At 61.6% G+C, this 19,435-nt stretch carries 15 protein-coding genes; 5 read left to right on the top strand and 10 right to left on the bottom strand.

Features of this window, described 5'->3' with window-relative positions:
- Positions 1–53: 53 nt before the first annotated feature.
- From trpS to ACK6D9_RS05025, 5 genes are all read right to left on the bottom strand, one after another.
- A complete protein-coding gene (trpS, locus tag ACK6D9_RS05045; RefSeq protein ID WP_412050878.1) occupies positions 54–1,118 on the bottom strand; it encodes a tryptophan--tRNA ligase in 1,065 nt (354 codons plus the stop codon).
- 134 nt (positions 1,119–1,252) lie between these two features.
- Entirely contained in the window at positions 1,253–2,818 is a 1,566-nt protein-coding gene (gene murJ, locus ACK6D9_RS05040) for a murein biosynthesis integral membrane protein MurJ (protein WP_412050877.1), read from the bottom strand.
- Positions 2,819–2,834: 16 nt separating this feature from the next.
- Complete coding sequence (locus ACK6D9_RS05035) at positions 2,835–5,672, bottom strand: [protein-PII] uridylyltransferase (RefSeq protein ID WP_412050876.1); 2,838 nt, start codon at positions 5,670–5,672, stop codon at positions 2,835–2,837.
- Positions 5,673–5,822: 150 nt separating this feature from the next.
- Positions 5,823–7,283, bottom strand: a complete 1,461-nt coding sequence (locus tag ACK6D9_RS05030; RefSeq protein WP_412050875.1) for a RimK family protein — start codon at positions 7,281–7,283, stop codon at positions 5,823–5,825.
- Entirely contained in the window at positions 7,276–8,388 is a 1,113-nt protein-coding gene (locus ACK6D9_RS05025) for a peptidase C39 family protein (RefSeq protein WP_412050874.1), read from the bottom strand. Before ACK6D9_RS05025 ends, ACK6D9_RS05030 begins: the two co-directional genes overlap by 8 nt.
- Positions 8,389–8,634: 246 nt before the next feature.
- Here ACK6D9_RS05025 and ACK6D9_RS05020 point away from each other — a divergent pair, with 246 nt between their 5' ends.
- A complete protein-coding gene (locus ACK6D9_RS05020) occupies positions 8,635–9,366 on the top strand; it encodes a sulfate transporter family protein (protein ID WP_412050873.1) in 732 nt (243 codons plus the stop codon).
- Between the two features lie 945 nt (positions 9,367–10,311).
- A complete protein-coding gene (locus tag ACK6D9_RS05015; protein ID WP_412050872.1) occupies positions 10,312–11,385 on the top strand; it encodes a GlxA family transcriptional regulator in 1,074 nt (357 codons plus the stop codon).
- Between the two features lie 137 nt (positions 11,386–11,522).
- Here the strand turns inward: ACK6D9_RS05015 and nth are convergent, their stop codons facing one another.
- Positions 11,523–12,320 carry an endonuclease III gene (gene nth, locus ACK6D9_RS05010; protein WP_412050871.1) on the bottom strand — a complete coding sequence of 266 codons (798 nt, stop codon included), beginning with the start codon at positions 12,318–12,320 and terminating at the stop codon, positions 11,523–11,525.
- Between the two features lie 51 nt (positions 12,321–12,371).
- Between nth and ACK6D9_RS05005 the strand changes: the two genes are divergently transcribed.
- The 3 genes from ACK6D9_RS05005 to ACK6D9_RS04995 all read left to right on the top strand — a co-directional run bounded on the left by ACK6D9_RS05005 (position 12,372) and on the right by ACK6D9_RS04995 (position 14,884).
- Positions 12,372–12,854 carry a DUF2244 domain-containing protein gene (locus tag ACK6D9_RS05005; RefSeq protein WP_412050870.1) on the top strand — a complete coding sequence of 161 codons (483 nt, stop codon included), beginning with the start codon at positions 12,372–12,374 and terminating at the stop codon, positions 12,852–12,854.
- A gap of 242 nt (positions 12,855–13,096) precedes the next feature.
- Complete coding sequence (panC, locus tag ACK6D9_RS05000) at positions 13,097–13,975, top strand: pantoate--beta-alanine ligase (RefSeq protein WP_412050869.1); 879 nt, start codon at positions 13,097–13,099, stop codon at positions 13,973–13,975.
- Positions 13,976–13,996: 21 nt separating this feature from the next.
- Complete coding sequence (locus ACK6D9_RS04995) at positions 13,997–14,884, top strand: methylated-DNA--[protein]-cysteine S-methyltransferase (protein ID WP_412050868.1); 888 nt, start codon at positions 13,997–13,999, stop codon at positions 14,882–14,884.
- A gap of 79 nt (positions 14,885–14,963) precedes the next feature.
- Here ACK6D9_RS04995 and ACK6D9_RS04990 read toward each other — a convergent pair whose 3' ends face one another.
- From ACK6D9_RS04990 to ACK6D9_RS04975, 4 genes are all read right to left on the bottom strand, one after another.
- Entirely contained in the window at positions 14,964–15,599 is a 636-nt protein-coding gene (locus ACK6D9_RS04990) for a 2,3-bisphosphoglycerate-dependent phosphoglycerate mutase (RefSeq protein ID WP_412050867.1), read from the bottom strand.
- 31 nt (positions 15,600–15,630) lie between these two features.
- Positions 15,631–16,464: a 4-hydroxy-tetrahydrodipicolinate reductase gene (gene dapB, locus ACK6D9_RS04985; RefSeq protein WP_412050866.1), complete on the bottom strand. Its 834-nt coding sequence runs from the start codon at positions 16,462–16,464 to the stop codon at positions 15,631–15,633.
- Positions 16,461–18,233: an ABC transporter ATP-binding protein gene (locus tag ACK6D9_RS04980; protein ID WP_412051738.1), complete on the bottom strand. Its 1,773-nt coding sequence runs from the start codon at positions 18,231–18,233 to the stop codon at positions 16,461–16,463. The genes dapB and ACK6D9_RS04980 overlap by 4 nt, the downstream gene beginning before the upstream one ends.
- A gap of 155 nt (positions 18,234–18,388) precedes the next feature.
- On the bottom strand, positions 18,389–19,414 hold the full coding sequence (locus tag ACK6D9_RS04975; protein ID WP_322988878.1) for a glucokinase: 1,026 nt from the start codon (positions 19,412–19,414) through the stop codon (positions 18,389–18,391).
- Between the last annotated feature and the right edge of the window lie 21 nt (positions 19,415–19,435).

Raw genomic sequence — 19,435 nt, 5'->3', positions numbered from 1 at the left:
TGCGGGACCATGCCATTTCCGACGGGCTGACGGCAAGACTGTTTTTGAGGCTGTCAGACAAAACCAATAATCTCGCGAACATCGGCCATGGTCTTCTCGGCAATCGCGTTGGCGCGCTGCGAGCCATCCTTGAGGATTGCGTCGATATGGCTCGGGTCCGCCATCAACCGTTGCATCTCGGTGGTGATCGGCTCCAGCACACTGACGGCGAGATCGGCCAGCGCCGGCTTGAACGCTGCGAATTGCTGGCCGCCATATTCGTCAATGACGTCCTGGCGGCTGCGATCGCTCAGCGCCGCGTAGATGCCGACCAGGTTTTCGGCTTCCGGCCGGCCCTTGAGTTCATCGAGCGTTTCCGGCAGCGGCGCGGGGTCGGTCTTGGCCTTGCGGATTTTCTTGGCGATGGTATCGGCGTCGTCGGTGAGGTTGATGCGCGACAAATCGGACGGCTCCGATTTCGACATTTTCTTTGTGCCGTCGCGCAGGCTCATCACCCGCGGTGCCGGTCCCTCGATCAGCGGTTCGGTCATCGGAAAGAAGCCCGACACCTTTTCCTCGCCGACCATCATCTCGACGCCGAGCCCAGCTGCGTCAATGCGCTTGGAAAAATCATTGTTGAATTTCTGGGCAATGTCGCGGGTCAGCTCGAGATGCTGCTTCTGGTCGTCGCCGACAGGCACATGGGTAGCGCGGTAAAGCAGGATGTCGGCAGCCATCAGGCTCGGATAGGCCAAGAGTCCGAGCGAGGCGTTTTCGCGATCCTTGCCTGCCTTGTCCTTGAACTGGGTCATCCGGTTCATCCAGCCGATGCGGGCGACACAATTGAAGATCCAGGCGAGTTCGGCGTGCCCGGATACCGCAGACTGGTTGAAGACGATGTGCTTGACCGGATCGACACCTGAGGCAATGAAGGCGGCGGCGATCGAGCGGGTCTGCCCCTTGAGATCGTCATGAACCAACTGTGCCGTGATCGAGTGCATGTCGACCACGCAGAAGATGCAGTCATGCTCGTCCTGGAGCGTCACAAACTTGCGGATGGCGCCGAGATAATTGCCCAGATGCAGATTGCCGGTGGGCTGTACGCCGGAAAACACCTGCGGTTTGAAAGTGGCGGTCATGACATGCTCCTGACGGGCTTGTGGAGGGCCCGGATACCTCGTTGAAATCGGGCGGGGTTATGCGGGCGGGAAGCGCCTGCGTCAAGAGCGGCGCCAGCAACCAGATCTGCGGCCAACAGCGGATCTGGTAGTCCTCAGGAGCGCTTGCGGCGTCTGAACAGCCGCGCGAACTCGGCCCGGTCGAGTGCGCCGGTGAGGAAGGAAAAGCTGAAATAGACCGCGGCACCCGCCACCACCGTCAGCAGCACCGAGCCGAGCCGAACCAGCAGCGTCGCATCGAGCAACAGATGCGGGAAGTTTTCGCCGATCCACCATAAAACCGCGCCCATCAGTGCCGAACCGACCAGAATCAGCGCCACCCGGCGGATGGTCAGCGGGGATGGCCGGAACAGGTCGCGCGCAAGTAGCCGCTGCCCAAGATAGAGCGCCTGCAGCCAGCCGGCGAGACTGGTGGCGATGGCAATTCCGGTGACGCCAAGACGGGGAAACAGGATCAGGCTTCCGGCGATGTTGATGAAAACCGAGACCATCGAGGCCAGAAGCGGTGTGCGCATGTCCTCGCGGGCATAGAAGGCCGGCGTGAAGATCTTGCTCAGCACGAATGACGGAAGCCCAATGGCAAACGCAGCAAGCACGCTCGCCGTGAGCACGGTGGTCTCGCGGGTAAAAGCGCCACGCTCGAACACCAGGGCGATGAAGGGTTGCGGCAGCAATGCCAAACCGACTGCAGCGGGGACGGTGATCGCCAGACCGAATTCAAGGCTGCGGTTTTGCAGATGCTGGGCTTCGCGGGTATCGCCGGCACCGAGCGCACGCGACAATTCGGGCAGCAGCACGACGCCGATGGCAATGCCGATGACGCCAAGCGGCAGTTGATTGAGACGGTCGGCATAGTTGATGACGGCGATAGCGCCGTCCTGTGCCGAGGCGATGATCTGGCCCACCAGCAGGTTGATCTGGGTGATGCCGCCGGTTACCGCCGCCGGCAGCGCCAGCCATAACAGCCGCTTGACGGCGGGGGTCAGGCGCGGCCGCACCGGGGCAAGGGTGAAGCCTTCGCGGCGCAGCGCCCAGACCAGCAGGCCGAGCTGAAGCGCACCCGAAATGGTTACCGACCAGCCCAGAACCTCACCGATATTGGCCTGCGACAGTGCCAGGTAGCCCGACATGATCAGCCCCGAGACGAGCACGATGTTGAGCAGCACCGGGGCAAGCGCTGCGAGAAAATAGCGACGCAGCGAATTGAGGATACCGGCCATCATGGCGACCAGACTCATGGCCGCCAGATAGGGGAACATGATCCGCGCCAACAGCACGGTGAGATCGAATTTGGCCGGATCATCGGCAAATCTCGGCGCGATCACGGTGGCAACGAGAAACGGCATGAAGATCATCGCCAGCGCACTGAGCACCACAAGCGACAGCACCAGCACGGCCAGTACCTGTTCGGCGAATTTCTTTGCCGCCAGCGGCCCGCCAGCTTCGATCTCCCGGGCGAACAGTGGCACGAAGGCCGCATTGAAGGCGCCCTCGGCAAACAGCCGGCGAAACAGGTTGGGAAACCGGAAGGCTGCATAAAACGCGTCAGCCACCGGCCCCGCGCCGAGAAACGAGGCGATCATTGCCTCGCGCACGAAGCCGAGCACGCGGCTTGCCATGGTGGCACCGCCAACGCTTGCAAATTTCTTGATCAGGCTCATGCGAACGACAGCTTTCTCATGCGGGGGCGCGGCCGCGCCGGGTGCCGTGCGGCGCGATCATGCCGGGAGGCATGCGGTCGCGCACTTCGTCTTCTTCCTTGGCCAGCACTGCCTTGAGGCGTGCGGCAATGTTGTTCTGCCGGTTCTCGTTGGTGATCTTCTGGCCGACGAGGTCGCGCACATAGAAAGTATCGACCACCTTTTCGCCGAAGGTGGTGATATGCGCCGAGGCGATGTCGAGCGACAGATCAGACAGCACAGAGGCCACTTCCGAAAGCAGGCCCGAGCGGTCGAGACATTCGATCTCGATCACCGTGAACTTGTTCGACAGCGCGTTGGAGAGGTTGACCTGCGGCTTGACGGTAAAGTGCCGGTTCTTGCGCTTGCCGCGGGTCTTGCGGGCGATCACTTCGGGGATATGCGCCTTGCCCGCCAGCACATCTTCGATCATCCGTCCGATCGAAGCGGCGCGGCGCAACTCATCTTCGTCGTCAGGAAGTTCGCGGTTGATCAGGATGGTGTCGAGCGCGCGGCCGTCGGAGGTGGTGAACACCTGCGCGTCGGCAATGTTGGCGCCAGCGGCGGCGCAAGCGCCGGTGACAACCGACAACAGCCGCGGATGGTCCGGCGACAGTAGCGTTATCTCGGTGATGGCGTGAAACGCATTGGTGCGCACCATGGTCGCCAGTCTCTTGCCGTCCTTGTCGGCGTCGCGGATGAAATGGGCATGGCGCAGCTGTTCCTCAATCGGCACGGCGAGCAGGTAGGGCTCATAATGTAATTTCAGATAGGCAGTGCGGTCGACCTCGTCCCAGTCCGCCAGCCCCTCCGACAGGGCTTCCAGCGACTGGGCTGCGCGCTGCTTGCGCGAGACTTCGGAAAAGCCGCCCGACAGCATCAGTTCGGTTTCGTAATACAGCGTGCGCAAAAGCTGGCCCTTCCAGCCGTTCCAGACCCCGGGCCCGACGGCGCGGATATCGCAGACCGACAGCACCAACAGCATTTTCAGCCGCTCGAGCGAGCGCACCTTCTCGGCGAAATCGGTGATTGTCTTGCGGTCGTTGAGATCGCGCGACTGGGCGACCATCGACATGGTCAGATGTTCCTCGATCAGCCAGGCCACCAGCTCGGTCTGGTTGGCCGACAGGCCAAGCCGCGGGCAGACCTTGCGCGCCACCTTGGCGCCGGCAATGGAATGGTCTTCCGGCCGTCCCTTGGCGATGTCGTGCAGGAAGGCCGCGACATAGAGCACCTCGCGTTCCTCGATGCCGGGAAACAGCTTGGAGGCGAGCGGATGCTCGCGGCTGTCTTCGCCCTTGTCGATGCCCGACAGCACCGAGACGGTGCGGATCAGATGCTCATCTACGGTATAGTGATGATACATGTTGAACTGCATCATCGCGACGATCTTGCCGAATTCGGGCATGAACTTGCCAAGCACGCCGGCCTCGTTCATGCGTCTGAGGATGATCGCCGGGGTGCGCCTTGAGGTCAGGATCGACATGAACAGCCGGTTGGCTTCTTCGTCGTTGCGCAGATCGGCATTGATCAGCCGAAGCGAGCGGGTGACCCGCTTGAGCGCATCGGGGTGGAACTCCAGCCCGCGGATATCGGCGAGATGAAACAGCCTGATGATGTTGACCGGATCGCGCTTGAAGACATCGGCATCAGCCAGGTTGATACGACCCTTGTCCTCGAGAAAATCGAGCGTTCCGGGAATTTTCCGCGGCCGGTTGGCAAACCGGCTAATGGCGCCGGTCAGGCCCGGCGCCTGCTTGGCCTGCTGATCCTCGAGACCGGCACAGAAGATGCGGGTGAGGTCGCCGACATCCTTGGCGACCAGAAAATAATGCTTCATGAAGCGCTCGACAGCGGACAGACCGGGGTGGTCCTGGTAGCCAAGACCGGCGGCGATGTCGCGCTGGATATCAAACGAAAGTCGTTCCTCGGACTTACCGGTGAGGAAATGCATGTGGCAGCGCACTGCCCATAAAAAATCCTCGGCCTTTTCAAACAGGTTGAACTCACGCCGCGACAGCACGCCGAGGCCGACAAGCTCCTTGGTATCTCGGATATGGTAGAAATACTTGGCGATCCAGAACAGCGTGTTGAGGTCGCGCAGTCCCCCCTTGCCTTCCTTGACGTTGGGTTCGACCAGATAGCGGGTGTCGCCGGCCTTGCGGTGGCGCTCGTCGCGTTCGTGCAGTTTGGCGGCGATGAATTCGGGACCGGTGCCCTCGACCACTTCCTTTTCAAATCGTTCGCTCAGATCATCAAACAGCGCCTGGGCGCCGCACAGGAAACGGGCTTCGAGAATGGCGGTGCGGATGGTCATGTCGGAACGCGACAGCCGGATGCATTCATCAACATTGCGGGTGGCGTGACCGACCTTCAGCCCCATGTCCCAGAGGATGTAGAGAATCCACTCGACCACCTGCTCGGTCCAGGGCGTTTTCTTGTAGGGCAGCACGAACAACAGATCGATGTCAGAGCCCGGCGCCAGGGTTCCGCGACCATAGCCTCCGACCGCCGTGACGGTCATGTGTTCCGAAACCAACGGGTTCTCGACCCGGTAGACGTGAATGCTGGCATAATCATACAGCGCATCGGTGATGACATCCTGGAGATGGCAGATACGCTGGGCGCAGAGCGTGCCGCCGCCATCTTCGGAGAGCATGGCGCGGGCGCGGGCGCGCCCCTCGATGTTGACGCGTTTGGCCTCGGCGAGCAGTTCCTGGCGAGCTTCGCTGCTGGCGCCGCCATGCTTTTCGGCGATGGCATTGAAACTGGCGCGCAGCACCGCGGGATCGACGATCTCGTCAAGGCGGAGGCGGTCATCAACGTGTTTTTGCATTCATGCGTTCCTGGCAAACGGTCTTGACGGATAACCCCGGAGACCCGTCCCGACGGATGGTCCCGGGCACCCGCAGATGGTTCGGGCCTGGCGGGCTGCTATAACCTGTTTCGCCGTTTTGCGACACCCTCGGCGTCAAGACACCCCGGTTCAGATGGCGATCCGTTCGATGAACCAGTTGGTCAGCCGGATCCAGACCTCATCCTTTTCCGCCGCATCCTCGACACCATGCTCCATGTTGGGGTTGTCGTTGACCTCTATGACAAACACACCATCATCGGTCTCCTTGAGATCAACGCCATAGAGCCCATCGCCGATCGAGCGCGCGGCGCGCAGGCCGGTATCGAGCACCAATGGCGGCACCTGCGCCAGCGAGAAGGATTTGAACCCACCCTCCAGCGGTTTGCCGCCGGTGTCATGCTTGACGATCTGCCAGTGTTTCTTGGCCATCAGGTATTGCACTGCAAACAGCGGCTTGCCGCCGAGCACGCCAATACGCCAGTCAAACGTGGTCGGCATGTAAGCCTGAGCGATCAACACCTCGGAATCGGCCAGCCAGGCACCGGCCAAGGCCTTCAGTTCCGCCATCGAGCCAACCTTCTTGACCCCGCGCGAGAACGAGGAATCGGGCACCTTAAGCACCATCGGAAAGCCCAATTGGTCGGCGGCGCGGCTAAAATCCTCCGCGCCGATCAGCATCACCGTCGCCGGCACCGGAATGCCGTTGGCGGCCATCAATTCGTCGAGATAGACCTTGTTGGTGCAGCGGATCATCGATACCGGGTCGTCGATCACTGGCATGCCTTCCTGCTGGGCACGGCGGGCGAAGCGGTAGGTGTGGTTGGAGATCGAGGTGGTTTCACGGATGAACAGCGCATCGAACGTGGCAAGCCGCGGCAGGTCCTTGCGGCCGATCGGTTCGACCGCCACACCCATCCGTGCGGCGATCCGCGACCAGTGCTTGAGACTGTCGATGGAGGACGGCGGCAGCGCCTCGTTGGCATCAACCAGCGTGGCGAAGGAATAGCGCGCCGGGGCCCGGGCCTTGGCGTCCTTCCAGTGCCGCGCGGTGTAACGCGCCATGGCCTCGAAAAACCGTTCGCGGTCGGGCGCATCGAGCTTGGTTGTCGACTGCAACGCAATCCGCGGGATCGAAAGCCATGTGGCGCCGTGCTTGATGGTGACTTCGAGCACCGGGGCGCGGAACCAGTCAAACAACAGCCGGCAGAAGCGCTCGAAGCGGGCATCGCCGCTGGTCCCGAAAAACACCCTGAGCCGCACCGGTGCCGGATCGTCATCGGTGGCCGAGACGCATTTGTTGAGCACGTCCTCGAGCTCGGGAATGGCATTTTCATAGAGCTTGCGGGCGGACAGATCGATGATGGTCTCGACCGAGGGAATCACCCGCTGTCCACGCGCAGCGGCCAGCAGCGAGGCATAATAGCCGCGGCTCTGGTAGCTGTAGGAACGCGACAGGTTGATGATGTTGGGCCGTGCACCGCGGAACATCTCCGGCTGGGCCAGATAATCGCGGGTGCCGAGCACCTTGTGGGTGGTGGCGGCGTGATCGAAGCCGGCAAGCGCGGAGGCGATGATAACCCAGTCAGACATCGGGCAGATTTCCCTTGATGAGAACAGCGGCGCGCAGGCCGGAGCGGCCGAAACGGGCGATACGATCGAAAACGGCGTAGGGGACGGGGATATTGGCGGCGTCGGCGGCGGTTTCCCCGACTTCGTCTTCTACCCAGGGGTCATGGACAAAGATGTGGCGGCCATCATCACCATGGGCCAGCACCCAGTGGGGAACCTTCTTGCCCATCATCAGATAACCGCTGACGAGAATCAGCGCGACATCGCCGCTGTCGAGCCGGTCGCGCAGCCAGTCGAGCGTGAAGGCTTCGATGTGGACCGGGGTTCTGTCTTCGGCGACTCGGTGGCGGAAATCGGTCTGGGCCAGTTCCATGACCCGGCGCTTTTCCGGATCACGCACGGTTTCAAGAAACAGCATGTCCTCGGTCGAACACCAGACTTCAGGCTCAAGCCCGTGGGCGCGGGCGACGGTGGCAAGGCCAAAAGGTTCGCAGCCGCCGGGGCCGGAGAGCATGAACACGGTGGTGGCCTCGCGCCAGAGCCTTATTTCCCACACCGGATCGAGAAACGCGGGCGACTTGAACCGGGCCAGTGCCATCAACAGGCAGGCCGAACCGCAGGTAAAATCCGCGGTCTGTTCGTAAAACGGAGTATCGACCTCGGGCGTCTGGGGCCCGCGCAGCAGCTTTTCAAACCGCAGTGCTGCACTCGCGTCCTCGTAGTAATCATCGTGGCGGCCGATGTAGCGATATCCGGCGGCCTTGTAGAGCGCAATCGCGGCCTGATTATCCTCGCGCACCTCGAGCCTGAGCAGGATGCGGGCATGTTCCATGGCGGCGGCTTCGGCGGCGGAGAGCAGCGCCTTGCCGTAGCCCTTGCCAGCCTGATCCGGCGCCACGGCGAGCGAATAGAGCCGCGCCAGCGCAGCGCCGGCACGAAACAGGATCATGGCGTAACCGCAGACCTGCCCCCCTGTCTCGATGACAAGCGTTTCGGCGGTCGGCCTGTCGATCAGCGTACGGAACGAGCGTCGGGAAATCCGGTCGGTCGGAAACACCGCGTTCTCGATTGTTTCGAGCGCGTCAATATCAGCCGGGACGGCAGGGCGAATCCGCGGTGCGGACATGGGAAATCCGGACAAATTTGGAGGGTTGCGGCCATCCGCAACGCGCCTCTCAAGCGCCCGAATCATGGCTGATTTGTGTCGCTCTGTCACCGGCTATTATGCGGCCTCCGTCAGCATCCGAAAAGCGTGAATGGTTGACCTCTAGGCCGGCCGTCCCCACATGCTTTAGGGCCGCCCGGCGCCGCCGAAACCCAGGTTCCGGACGGCGTTTTTTGACCGCCGCAGCGTTGATGGAGAAAGCCGGTAATGATCATCGAAGCCGCCCGGATGGGCGCATCCAACCTGTTGTCGCCGGCTTCGCGGTCGGTGCTGTTCAAATCACTTGGCCTGACGGTGCTGCTGCTGGCCGGGCTGTGGTTCGGACTTGGCGAGCTGTTTTCGCTGGTCGCTATGCCCTGGCTCGACGCGTTCCTCCCGGGATTGCCCGACTGGGCCGGTTGGGCCGGCACGATCGCCGCCATCATCGCCGGGGTCGGGCTGGCGCTGGTGCTGGCGCTGTTTGTGGCGCCGGTGACGGCAGTGATGGCGGGACTGTTTCTCGACGAGATCGCCGAGGTGATCGAGACCCGCGACTATCCCGAGGATGCACCCGGGCGGGCGATGCCGCTGGGTGAATCAATCCGCCAGTCATTGGGATTCTTGCTGGTGGTCGCGTTCGGCAACCTGCTGGCGCTGCTGCTGCTGCTCGTACCGGGCATCAATCTGGCGGCGTTTTTCCTCGTCAACGGCTATCTGCTGGGGCGGGAATTTTTCGAATTCGCGGCAATGCGATCAATGTCACCGGCGGATGCGAAACGACTGAGATCACGCCACAGCACAACGGTTTTCTTCGCCGGGCTGATCATCGCCGCCTTCCTGTCGGTGCCGCTCTTGAACCTGCTGACCCCGATGTTCGCCGCCGGCATGATGGTGCATCTCAACAAGATGATCGCGGCGAAGACGGCTGGGGGAGTGTCGGAATTGGGTCCGATTAGATGAAGATGCCGTTTGACCGCAAAGGGTGGGAAGCGGAAGTTCACTGTATGCTGCCCGCCAGATCATGCTGAGAAAAAGTGCCGTCCTAGGTTTACCAATTTATAGAAGTCGCCAATGACTGTTTTGGGAGTTTCGCTTGAGCGTGGCGATCTGTTGCTCGATGCATGACTTCAGGACCGTTGATCCTTGATGCAAATCGCCCTGGGAGGCTTTCCCCCCAAGGCACAATTCTGACATTGTAGCTGTAATGCCTATTCACAAATCTGAAGCGGCCCGAGCTGGATACAGGAACCCCGACGTCCAAAGGACCTTCCGGTCACCTGCTTGCAAAGCCTCCGGTTATCGCGCCGGAACCGCCTGGAGCGCTGGCACTGCCGCTCAAGGTCCCTGCGGCTGGCCCGGCGGCCTCCGCGGTCATCGCGTCTGCGTCTTCCTCGGTCATCACGCCGACGACGGTCTCTGCGGTCGTCACGCCGGCGGCGGTCTCTCCGGTCTTCGTCCCTGCGGCGAGACTGCGCCAATTCGACCAAATCGCTGTCCTCATCCATCGACGGAGCTGCGGGCATTGACGTCGCCGATGCATCGGCAACGCCAACACTTGATGAAATACAAGCCGTTCCGATCACAGCGCAGGCGCCGACCAGAAATTTACGGCGCGATATTGTCTCACGCGCATCTTGGTCGACTTCGGCGGGCGCCGACAATTTTCTCATAAGATATTTCAGCATTGCCTGTTTGTCCCCTTTGCAAACGAATGACCAGAAATTGCCCCTGATTTTTCAGGATGCTACCCCAACATGACCACGCGCTGAAAGGGAGCAGACGAATTTGGCCGTAAATGTGCTAAACTTGGCGTCAGATGTTCCCTCCTCGAGTACACAAACGTTGTCTTGAATGAATTGCCGATCGCCGGAATGCTGGACCGATTGATTTTGAAGGAACCATTGCATGAATGTTGAGCGTATCAGCAACACGCCGCGCCGGGTCGTCATGCTGATTTATCCGCAGGTCGCATCGTCTGACGTCTGTGGTCCGCTCGAACCTTTTGGACTTGCAAACTTCCTCACGGGCCGACGGCTTTACGATCCGATCACTGTCTCTACTGACGGAGCTCCGGTCTCGATTGCCGGTGGTTTTCTCAAGCTGGAGCCGAGCTGCAGCTGCGCCGATCTGCCGAGCCGAATAGACCTGTTTCTGATCGCTGGCGGGCCAGGCAGTTTCGCTGCAGCTCAGGATGAGACCCTTCTGGCGTGGATAAGAAAGCTGGAGCCGCGTTGCGTGAACATGGGATCTGTGTGCACAGGCTCAACGGTGCTGCTCGCGTCCGGAGTTGCGGAAGGACACCGCATTGCAACACACTGGCTCGAGGCATTGCGGCTTGAGGCGGATCCGGATGTCACCACAGAGGTCGACCCGGATGCGATTTTTGTACAGTCGGGAAAATTCTGGACCTCGGCAGGGATGTTGACCGGCATCGATCTGGCGCTTGCACTGATCGAGAAGGATCACGGTCGCCAGCTTGCACTGGATATTGCGCGCTTCATGGTGATGGTTCTGCGGCGTCAGAGCGGGCAATCCCAGTTCAGCTCGCAATTGATGGCAGAGGCGACGGAAGACCCTCGCATCCGCAAGGTCCAATTGCACATCTGGGAAAACCCGACTGCAGATCTCTCGCTTGAGGCGCTTGCCGGACAAGCGGCCATGAGCAAGCGGACGCTGGGTCGGCGCTTTGCCGAGGTCACCAACAACACGATTTCGCGTTACATCGAGGATGTCCGCCTGAATATGGCACGCAGACTGCTGGAAGGGTCAGGCCAGTCCATCCAGACCATTGCCACCAATGCCGGGTTCGGTACGACAACAACAATGCGTCGGGTTTTTGCCCGCAGGCTGGGTGTCTCGCCGGGCAATTATCGTGCAAGCTTTGGGGCTAACCAGAGCTTAGTGAAGGGCGCCAGCGCAATTGAAGATGGGTTGCGGATGGATTTGGAGAACGTCGTCAACGGCAAGTCTGTGTGGTAGGCGAAGGCAAAAGCCAGATATGTTCACCTGCAGCCGGGTTTGAGTCCACTGTTCGTTGTTGGCCCGCCTATTGTCGGCTCTGACCCGAGAATGGCAAAACCGGGCAATGTACCCATCCAACCCGGCTGATCCTGCCCCTACCCAATCTGCGCCGGCAGTTCGACCAGCGGGGCGGGAATATCGACGGTCTTTTCCGGCGATTTGCAGATGTCGGCGATGACGCAGCGTTCGCATTCTGGCTTGCGCGCCTTGCAGACATAGCGGCCATGCAGGATCAGCCAGTGGTGGGCGTGGAACAGGTATTCCTTTGGAATGATCCGCAGGAACGCGGCTTCGACCTCGTCGGGGGTCTTGCCCGGCGCGATCCGCAAGCGGTTGCCGATGCGGAAGACATGGGTGTCGACCGCCAGTGTCGGTTCGCCAAAGGCCATCGACATGACCACATTGGCGGTCTTGCGGCCGACGCCGGGGAGCGTCACCAGTTCCTCGCGGGTGCGCGGCACCTCGCCACCAAATTCGTCGACCAGCCTCTGGCTCAGCGCGATCACGTTCTTGGCCTTGTTGCGGTATAGCCCGATCGTCTTGATGTAGTCGCGAACCTTGTCTTCGCCGAGCGCCAGCATTTTTTCAGGCGTGTCGGCAGCAGCAAACAGCGCCCGCGTCGCCTTGTTGACGCCGATGTCGGTAGCCTGCGCCGACAGCGCCACCGCCACCACCAGGGTGAACGGATTGACGTGCTCGAGTTCGCCCTTGGGCTCGGGGCGCTGGACCGAAAAGCGCCGGAATATTTCGTGGATCTCGGCCTTGGTGTAGGGAATTCTCGGCCGCCGTCCGGGTGCAGCCTTGCCTGTCGGCTGTTTTGTCGCGGCTTTCGGCCCGACACTGGCCGGCGTGGATGGCTTTTTGATCACTGACGGGCTCTTGGGCTTTTGCATTTCTTCCCTATAATCAATCGGGCGGGGCTCTGGCAAACTAAGGCAACGAAGATGACGAACAACCCCAACGAAGAAACGATGTTTGAAGCGGTGCTGAGCCCCTACCGGTCGCTCGGCCGGACCGGGTTCAGAGTGCTGATGACGTTGGTCACCTTGGTGACGGCTGTGCATATGGTGGTGTTCGCCATGGCCGGCGCCTGGCCGATATTCGGGTTTTTCGGGCTCGACCTCGTGTTGCTGTTCGGCGCTTTCTGGCTGAGCTACCGTTCCGGGCGATCCCGCGAATTCGTGCGCCTCTCACGCATCAACCTGGATGTGCGCAAAGTCGCGCCCTCCGGCCGCTCGGAAGAGCACCGGTTCAACCCGTTCTGGGCCCGGTTCAACATTGCCCGGCATGAGGAGATCGGCATCACCGAGATGCAGATTGTCGGCGAAGGCCGGCAAACAGAGATCGGCGGCTTCCTCAATCCGGACGACAAGGAAAGCTTTGCTGCGGCATTCCAGCGGGCGCTGGCAACAGTGAAAATGCGGTAAGACCCAAAGATTTAACCGGCCATTCGAATATGCTGCACTTGCGAAACAACGCTGAACCCCTTACCCGGTTGCCGTAAGGTAATCGTGTGGGATCCAAATGAGTGAGCCTGCCCAGCAAGAAGCCTAAGCGCTGCCCATCCCGCCGCCGATGCGGACGAGGCTATCCGGATCCATGCCGGGGACGTTCACGCACGGACTTTCCCCCGCCCCAATCATGTATTCGCCGACGAAGGAAACCCTGCATGAAGATCATCCGCCGCAAATCCGACCTGCGTGCCATGACTTCCGCCTGGCGTCGATCCGGCGAAACGATCGGCGTCGTGCTGACCATGGGCGCGCTCCATTCGGGCCACCTCAGCCTGGTTGGCACAGCTCGCGATCGGGCAGATCGAGTGATCGTCACAATTTTCGTCAATCCCCGGCAGTTCGACAATCCGGCGGATCTCGTGAACTATCCCCGCACAGAGGAAAGCGACGCGGAAAAACTCACGCCATACGACGTCGACATCCTCTATGTGCCAAACCCCGAAGAGATTTACCCTGACGGATTCGCCACAGCGATTACGGTTTCAGGTGTCAGTGGTGGCCTGTGCGGCTGCACGAGACCGGGACATTTTGACGGAGTGGCAACGGTGGTGACCAAGCTCTTGCTTCAGACCGACGCCGATTTTACCTTCTTCGGAGAAAAGGACTACCAACAGCTTCAGGTCGTCCGCCGCCTTGCCACCGATCTCGACCTCAAAACCGAAATCGTCGCCTGCCCGACTGTCCGCGAGGAGGATGGTCTGGCGATGTCGTCGCGAAACCTGCGTCTCAACCCTGAAGCCCGCACTGTCGCCCCGTTGATTAGGCGGCTCCTCACCTCGACAGCTTCCGCTATCGAAAATGGAACGCCGGTCCCCGAGGCGCTGGCCACCGCCCGCCAGGAACTGACAAGCGCAGGCATCGACGAAGTCGACTATCTGGAACTGCGCAGCGAACCTGACCTTATTCCACTTGAGATCGCTGACCGCCCGGCACGGTTGTTCATTGCGGTCTGGCTGGACGGCGTCCGCCTGATTGATAATCTGCCGATCACGGCGGCGGGTTTCGGGTGGCGCGCGGCAGGGCTGCATGGTTGAGTGCGGCCAAGGAGATTTGCCATGACCATGCAGGCCACGCTTGACCGCGACATCACACCCGCCGGGGAAGATTACGTCCTGGTGCGCAAGACCATCGAACGGATATCGCTGGACTATCGGGCACAACCATCTCTCGAGGAGATCGCCGCGGATCTGCAGGTAAGCCCGGGCCGGTTGCAGAAAACCTTCAGCCGCTGGGCCGGACTGACGCCGAAAGCATTTTTGCAGGCGGTCACCCTCGATCATGCCCGGCGGTTGCTGGGCCACGAGCGGTTGCCGCTTCTGGATGCGAGCTACGAGCTGGGCCTGTCGGGCCCGGGGCGGCTGCATGATCTGTTCGTCACCCACGAAGCGATGAGTCCTGGCGATTTCAAGACCGGCGGCGATGGTCTTGAAATCCAGTATGGCTTTCACCCCTGCCCGTTCGGCACCGCGGTGCTGCTGGCGACCTCGCGCGGGTTGTGCGGTCTGGCCTTTGCCGATCCGGGTGGGGAGGCCGCGGCGCTCGAAGACATGGCCCGGCGCTGGCCCGGGGCGCGGCTGGTTCAGGACCAGCAGGCAACCGCGGGCTATGCCGAGCGGATCTTTTCACCCCAGCAATGGCGCGCCGACCAGCCACTCAGAATCGTCATGATCGGCACCGATTTCCAGGTCCGGGTGTGGGAGGCGCTGCTGAAAATTCCGCTCGGCCAGGCCTCTACCTACCAGGATGTGGCCCGTGCCATCGGCAAGCCGACAGCTGCGCGCGCGGTGGGCGCGGCGGTGGGCCGCAATCCAATTTCGTTCGTGGTGCCATGCCACCGTGCGCTGGGCAAATCGGGCGCGCTGACCGGCTATCACTGGGGGATCACCCGCAAGCGGGCGATGCTCGGCTGGGAAACCGGCTGCGCGCAGTCAGGTGCTGCCTGAAGCGTATATACGGCATGGAAAAGATCCGCCGGGCCATGCCTGGCGGATTTTCGGTGTCACAACGTTGCAAAAGACGGGATCAGTGCGCCTTGGACATGTCGCCCAGAACTTCCTTGGAAGCGACGGTGGAATCGGCGTTGAGCTTGTAGACGATCGGCACGCCGGTGGCGAGATTGACCTTGAGGATCTGGTCCCGGGTCAGTCGGTCGAGGATCATCACCAGCGAGCGCAGCGAATTTCCATGGGCGGCAACCAGCACGGTCTCGCCGCGCAGCACGCGGGGCAGGATTTCGGTCATGTAATAGGGCCAGACCCGGGCGCCGGTGTCTTTCAGGCTTTCACCACCGGGCGGCGGCACGTCGTAGGATCGGCGCCAGATGTGGACCTGCTCCTCGCCCCATTTCTTGCGCGCATCATCCTTGTTGAGGCCGGCAAGATCGCCATAGTCGCGCTCGTTGAGCGCTTCGTCGCGGATCACTTCAAGATCGGTCTGGCCGATGCCCTCCATGATCAGATCAAGCGTGTGCTGGGCGCGGATCAGCACCGAGGTAAAGGCAATGTCGAATTTCAGCCCTGCCTGTTTGATGGCCTGGGCGCCGGTCTTGGCTTCCTCGACGCCGAGTTCGGTCAGGTCCGGGTCTTTCCACCCGGTGAACAGGTTCTTCAAATTCCATTCGCTTTGGCCGTGGCGGACGAGGACGAGCGTTCCGGACATGATGATTTCCTTTGTCTGTGACAGATAGAGTTCAATCGCGGCCGGCAAGGCCGAGCACGTCGAGCATCGAATAGTAACCCGGTTTCTGCGGCCAGGCCCAGAGCGCTGCCCGCACCGCGCCGCGGGCAAAGATCGAACGGTCGGTCGCCTTGTGGCTGAGTTCTATGGTTTCGCCCTCGCTCGCCAGCAGCACCGTGTGTTCGCCAACAACCGAGCCGCCCCGCAAGGTGGCAAATCCGATCGAGCCTTCTTCGCGGGCGCCGGTGTGGCCATCGCGAACCCGGACCGAATGGGAGGCCAGATCAATACCGCGACCTTCGGCTGCAGCCTCGCCCAAAAGCAGCGCGGTGCCCGATGGGGCGTCGACCTTGTGGCGGTGATGCATTTCCAGCACCTCGATGTCCCAATCGGCAGGAGCCAGCGCCCGCGCGGCATCGCGCACCAGCACTGACAGCAGATTGACGCCGAGGCTCATATTGCCGGACTTAACGATGCGGGCATGGCGCGAGGCAGCCTTCAGCCGGGGCTCGTCGCTTTCGCTCATGCCGGTGGTGCCGATAACGTGGACGATCCGCGCCTGGGCGGCAAGATCGGCAAATACGAGACTGGCCGCTGGCGCGGTGAAATCGAGAACCCCATCGGCCTGGGCGAAAACCGGCAGTGCGTCGTCGGTCACCGTGACCCCGATCGGGCCAAGGCCTGCCAGTTCGCCGGCGTCGCGGCCTAGCGCTTCCGATCCGCTGCGCTCAATCGCACCGGCCAGATGCACGCCGTCGATTTCATCGATGGTGCGGATCAGCGACTGCCCCATGCGCCCCGCCGCGCCGACGACGATGAGACCCATGCTGCTCGGTGCCTGGCTCATTGCTCTTCTCCCTGCGCATCGGTTGCCGTGTCATCGCGGATTTCGCCACCGCCGCTGTAGGCCTGAAGCCTTGAATAGAGTCCGTCACGGGTGCCGCTGAGATCGGCGTGGCTACCGCTCTCGACCACCTCGCCTGCCTGCATGACGATAATCTTGTCAGCCTTGGCGATGGTCGACAGCCGGTGGGCAATGACCAGCACGGTACGGTCCTGCATGGCACTGTCGAGTGCCTTCTGAACGGCGGCTTCCGATTCATTGTCGAGCGCGGAGGTGGCTTCATCGAGCAGCAGGATCGGCGCATTGCGCACCAGCGCCCGGGCAATCGAAATACGCTGACGCTGACCGCCGGACAGATTGGCGCCGTTTTCACCCAGGGGTGTGTCATAGCCCTGCGGCTGGGTCAGAATGAAGTCATGGGCGTTGGCGAGCCGCGCCGCCTGCTCGATCTCGGCATCGGTGGCCTCGGGCCGGGCATAGCGCAGGTTGTCGCGAATGGTGCCTTCGAATAGCCATGGCTGTTGCGAGACATACGCGATCTGCCTGCGCAGCGACCCCTTGGTGACGGTGGCAATGTCAACGCCGTCGATCAGCACCTGCCCCGCGGTCGGGTCGTAAAAGCGCGGAACCAGACTTATCAGGGTCGACTTGCCGGCTCCGGACGGACCGACGATGGCCGTGGTCTTGCCGGCTTCGGCGGTGAAACTGACATTGTCGAGCACCTTTTCGCCCGGTCCGTAGGCAAAGCCGACATTGCGGAATTCGATCTCGCCGCCGCGTTCGATCTTGATGTCGGTGGCGCCAGGCTGGTCACCCTGGGTCGGCTCCGAGTCCAGGATTTCGTAGATCATCCGGGCATTGACGATAGCGCGCTCCAGGTTGATCTGCAGCCGCGCCAATTTCCGCGCCGGATCGTAGGCGAGCAGCAGCGCCGTGATGAAGGAGAAAAACGCACCCGGCAACACATCGTCATAAATCGAGCGGTAGGCGGCATAGGCGATGACGCCGGAAATCGCCAGGCCGGCAACGGTCTCGGTCAGCGGAGAGGTGCGCTCGGTGAGCCTTGCAATGCGGTTGGAGCGCCCCTCGGCGGCCTTGATCAGTTCGGCCGTGCGTGCGCTCACTTGGCTTTCCATCGTGAAGGCCTTGACGATGGTGATGCCCTGCACCGTTTCCTGCATGGCAGAGAGCACCCGGCTGTTGAAGTCGATCGCCTCGCGGGTCGCGCTGCGCAACCGCTTGGAGATATAACGCAGGGCGATCAGTACCGGCGGTGCGACAACGAACACGATCAGGCTGAGCACCGGATCCTTTGCCACCATCACCACCAGCAGCGCGATCAGGGTCAGGAGATCGCGGGCAAAAGAGGTGATCGTCAGGTTCATGACGTCACGGATGCCGGTGACGTTCTGGCTGATCTGGGCAGCAATCTGGGCCGAGCGGGTTTCGCTGAAATAGCTTACCCCCAGCGACATGAGATGATCGATCAGCCGCTGCTGATAACGGGCGACGAGATTGTTGCCAACTTTTGCCAGTGCCACGGCCTGACCATAGGAGGCAGCGCCGCGGATGACGAAGGACGCCAGAACCCCGCCGCAGATTAACCAGATCACATCGGTGTTCTTGTTGGCGAAGGCTTCGTTGATGACGGCTTCCATGATCCAGGCCATGAAGGCCGTGGAAGCGGCGATCAGAACCAGACAGACAGCCGCAAAAATGTAGGTCTTGACATAATCTCGACCGTTCTCGCGGATGATCCGGCGGATCACCATCGTCAGGGTTTCGACATCTTCCTTGATGTGTTTGCCGCGCGCCAAATTATCTCAATCCTGTCCGGTGGTCCGGCAAGCCGGCCGCCTCGCCGCATTCGGGCCGACCATGCCGGCCCCATTTACAGCGGCTCTATAACCGGTTGGAGCCGGTTTGCCTATGCTTTCCAGCGTCGACCTTCGGTAGCGACACCAAACCGCACCGGCGTGCGGGCATAGGCGGCAAGGCCGGATAAAGCGGCCAGCGGATGGGTGATGACGAAGGTCGGGACCGTCTTCATGATGGCACTATGCGGCGCCTTGTCCTCAAACGCTTCGCGAAAACGCGGGTGCTTGAGCGCCGGGATGATCTTCTGAGCAATCCCGCCGGCCAGGTAGACGCCGCCGCGGGCCATGAAAATCAGCGCCAGATCGCCGGCAATCCGGCCAAGATAAGTGACGAACAGTTCGATCGCCTCGACCGCGGCCGGGTCGGAGCCATCGGCCCATGCGGCGGTGACTTCGGCCGGGTTGGCGGCCTTTGCCGGTCCGCCGCCAACCTTGCTGACGGCGCGGTAGATGTTCATCAACCCACGACCGCACAGCAGTTGTTCGGCCGAAATGCGGCCTTCGATCGATTGATAATGCGGGAACAGTTCGAGATCGCGCGGGCTGCGCGGGCCGATGTCGATATGGCCGCCCTCGCCGGGCACCGGGTACCAAGTGTGGCGCGCATGGACCAGGCCGGCAACGCCGAGCCCGGTTCCGGGGCCGACCACGACCCGCGAGGAGGCCGGGCGGATCTCGCCGTCACCGATTTTTTCGAGATGCTCGGGACCGAGCGAGGCCGCGGCCAGTGCTTGCGCCTCGAAATCATTGACCACCACGATGTCCTCGAAACCCAGTTCCTCGATCAGCGCTTTGGGCCTGACCACCCAGTCATTGTTGGTCAGGTCGATCTCGTCGCCCTTGATAGGTCCCGCCACCGCCAGAATCGCCGACCGCGGCTGCAGCGAGGTCTTGTCGAACACTTCGGTCTGGATCGCCTCGTCGAGAGTGGCAAAATCAGCGGTCATCAGGACCGGAAATTCCTTCGGCTCGGCATAGGCGTCGACCAGAATGGCGAAGCGCGCATTGGTGCCGCCAATATCGCCAATGAGGATCGGAAACGCGATGGTGTGGTCGTTATCACCGGGAGTGGCCATGATTATCTTCCCTGTCAAACT

The organism is Hoeflea sp. Naph1 (assembly GCF_046837775.1).
Lineage (GTDB): Bacteria > Pseudomonadota > Alphaproteobacteria > Rhizobiales > Rhizobiaceae > Hoeflea.
The sequence above is the reverse complement of the archived record's forward strand: the minus strand, read 5'-3'. Positions and strand labels throughout refer to the sequence as shown.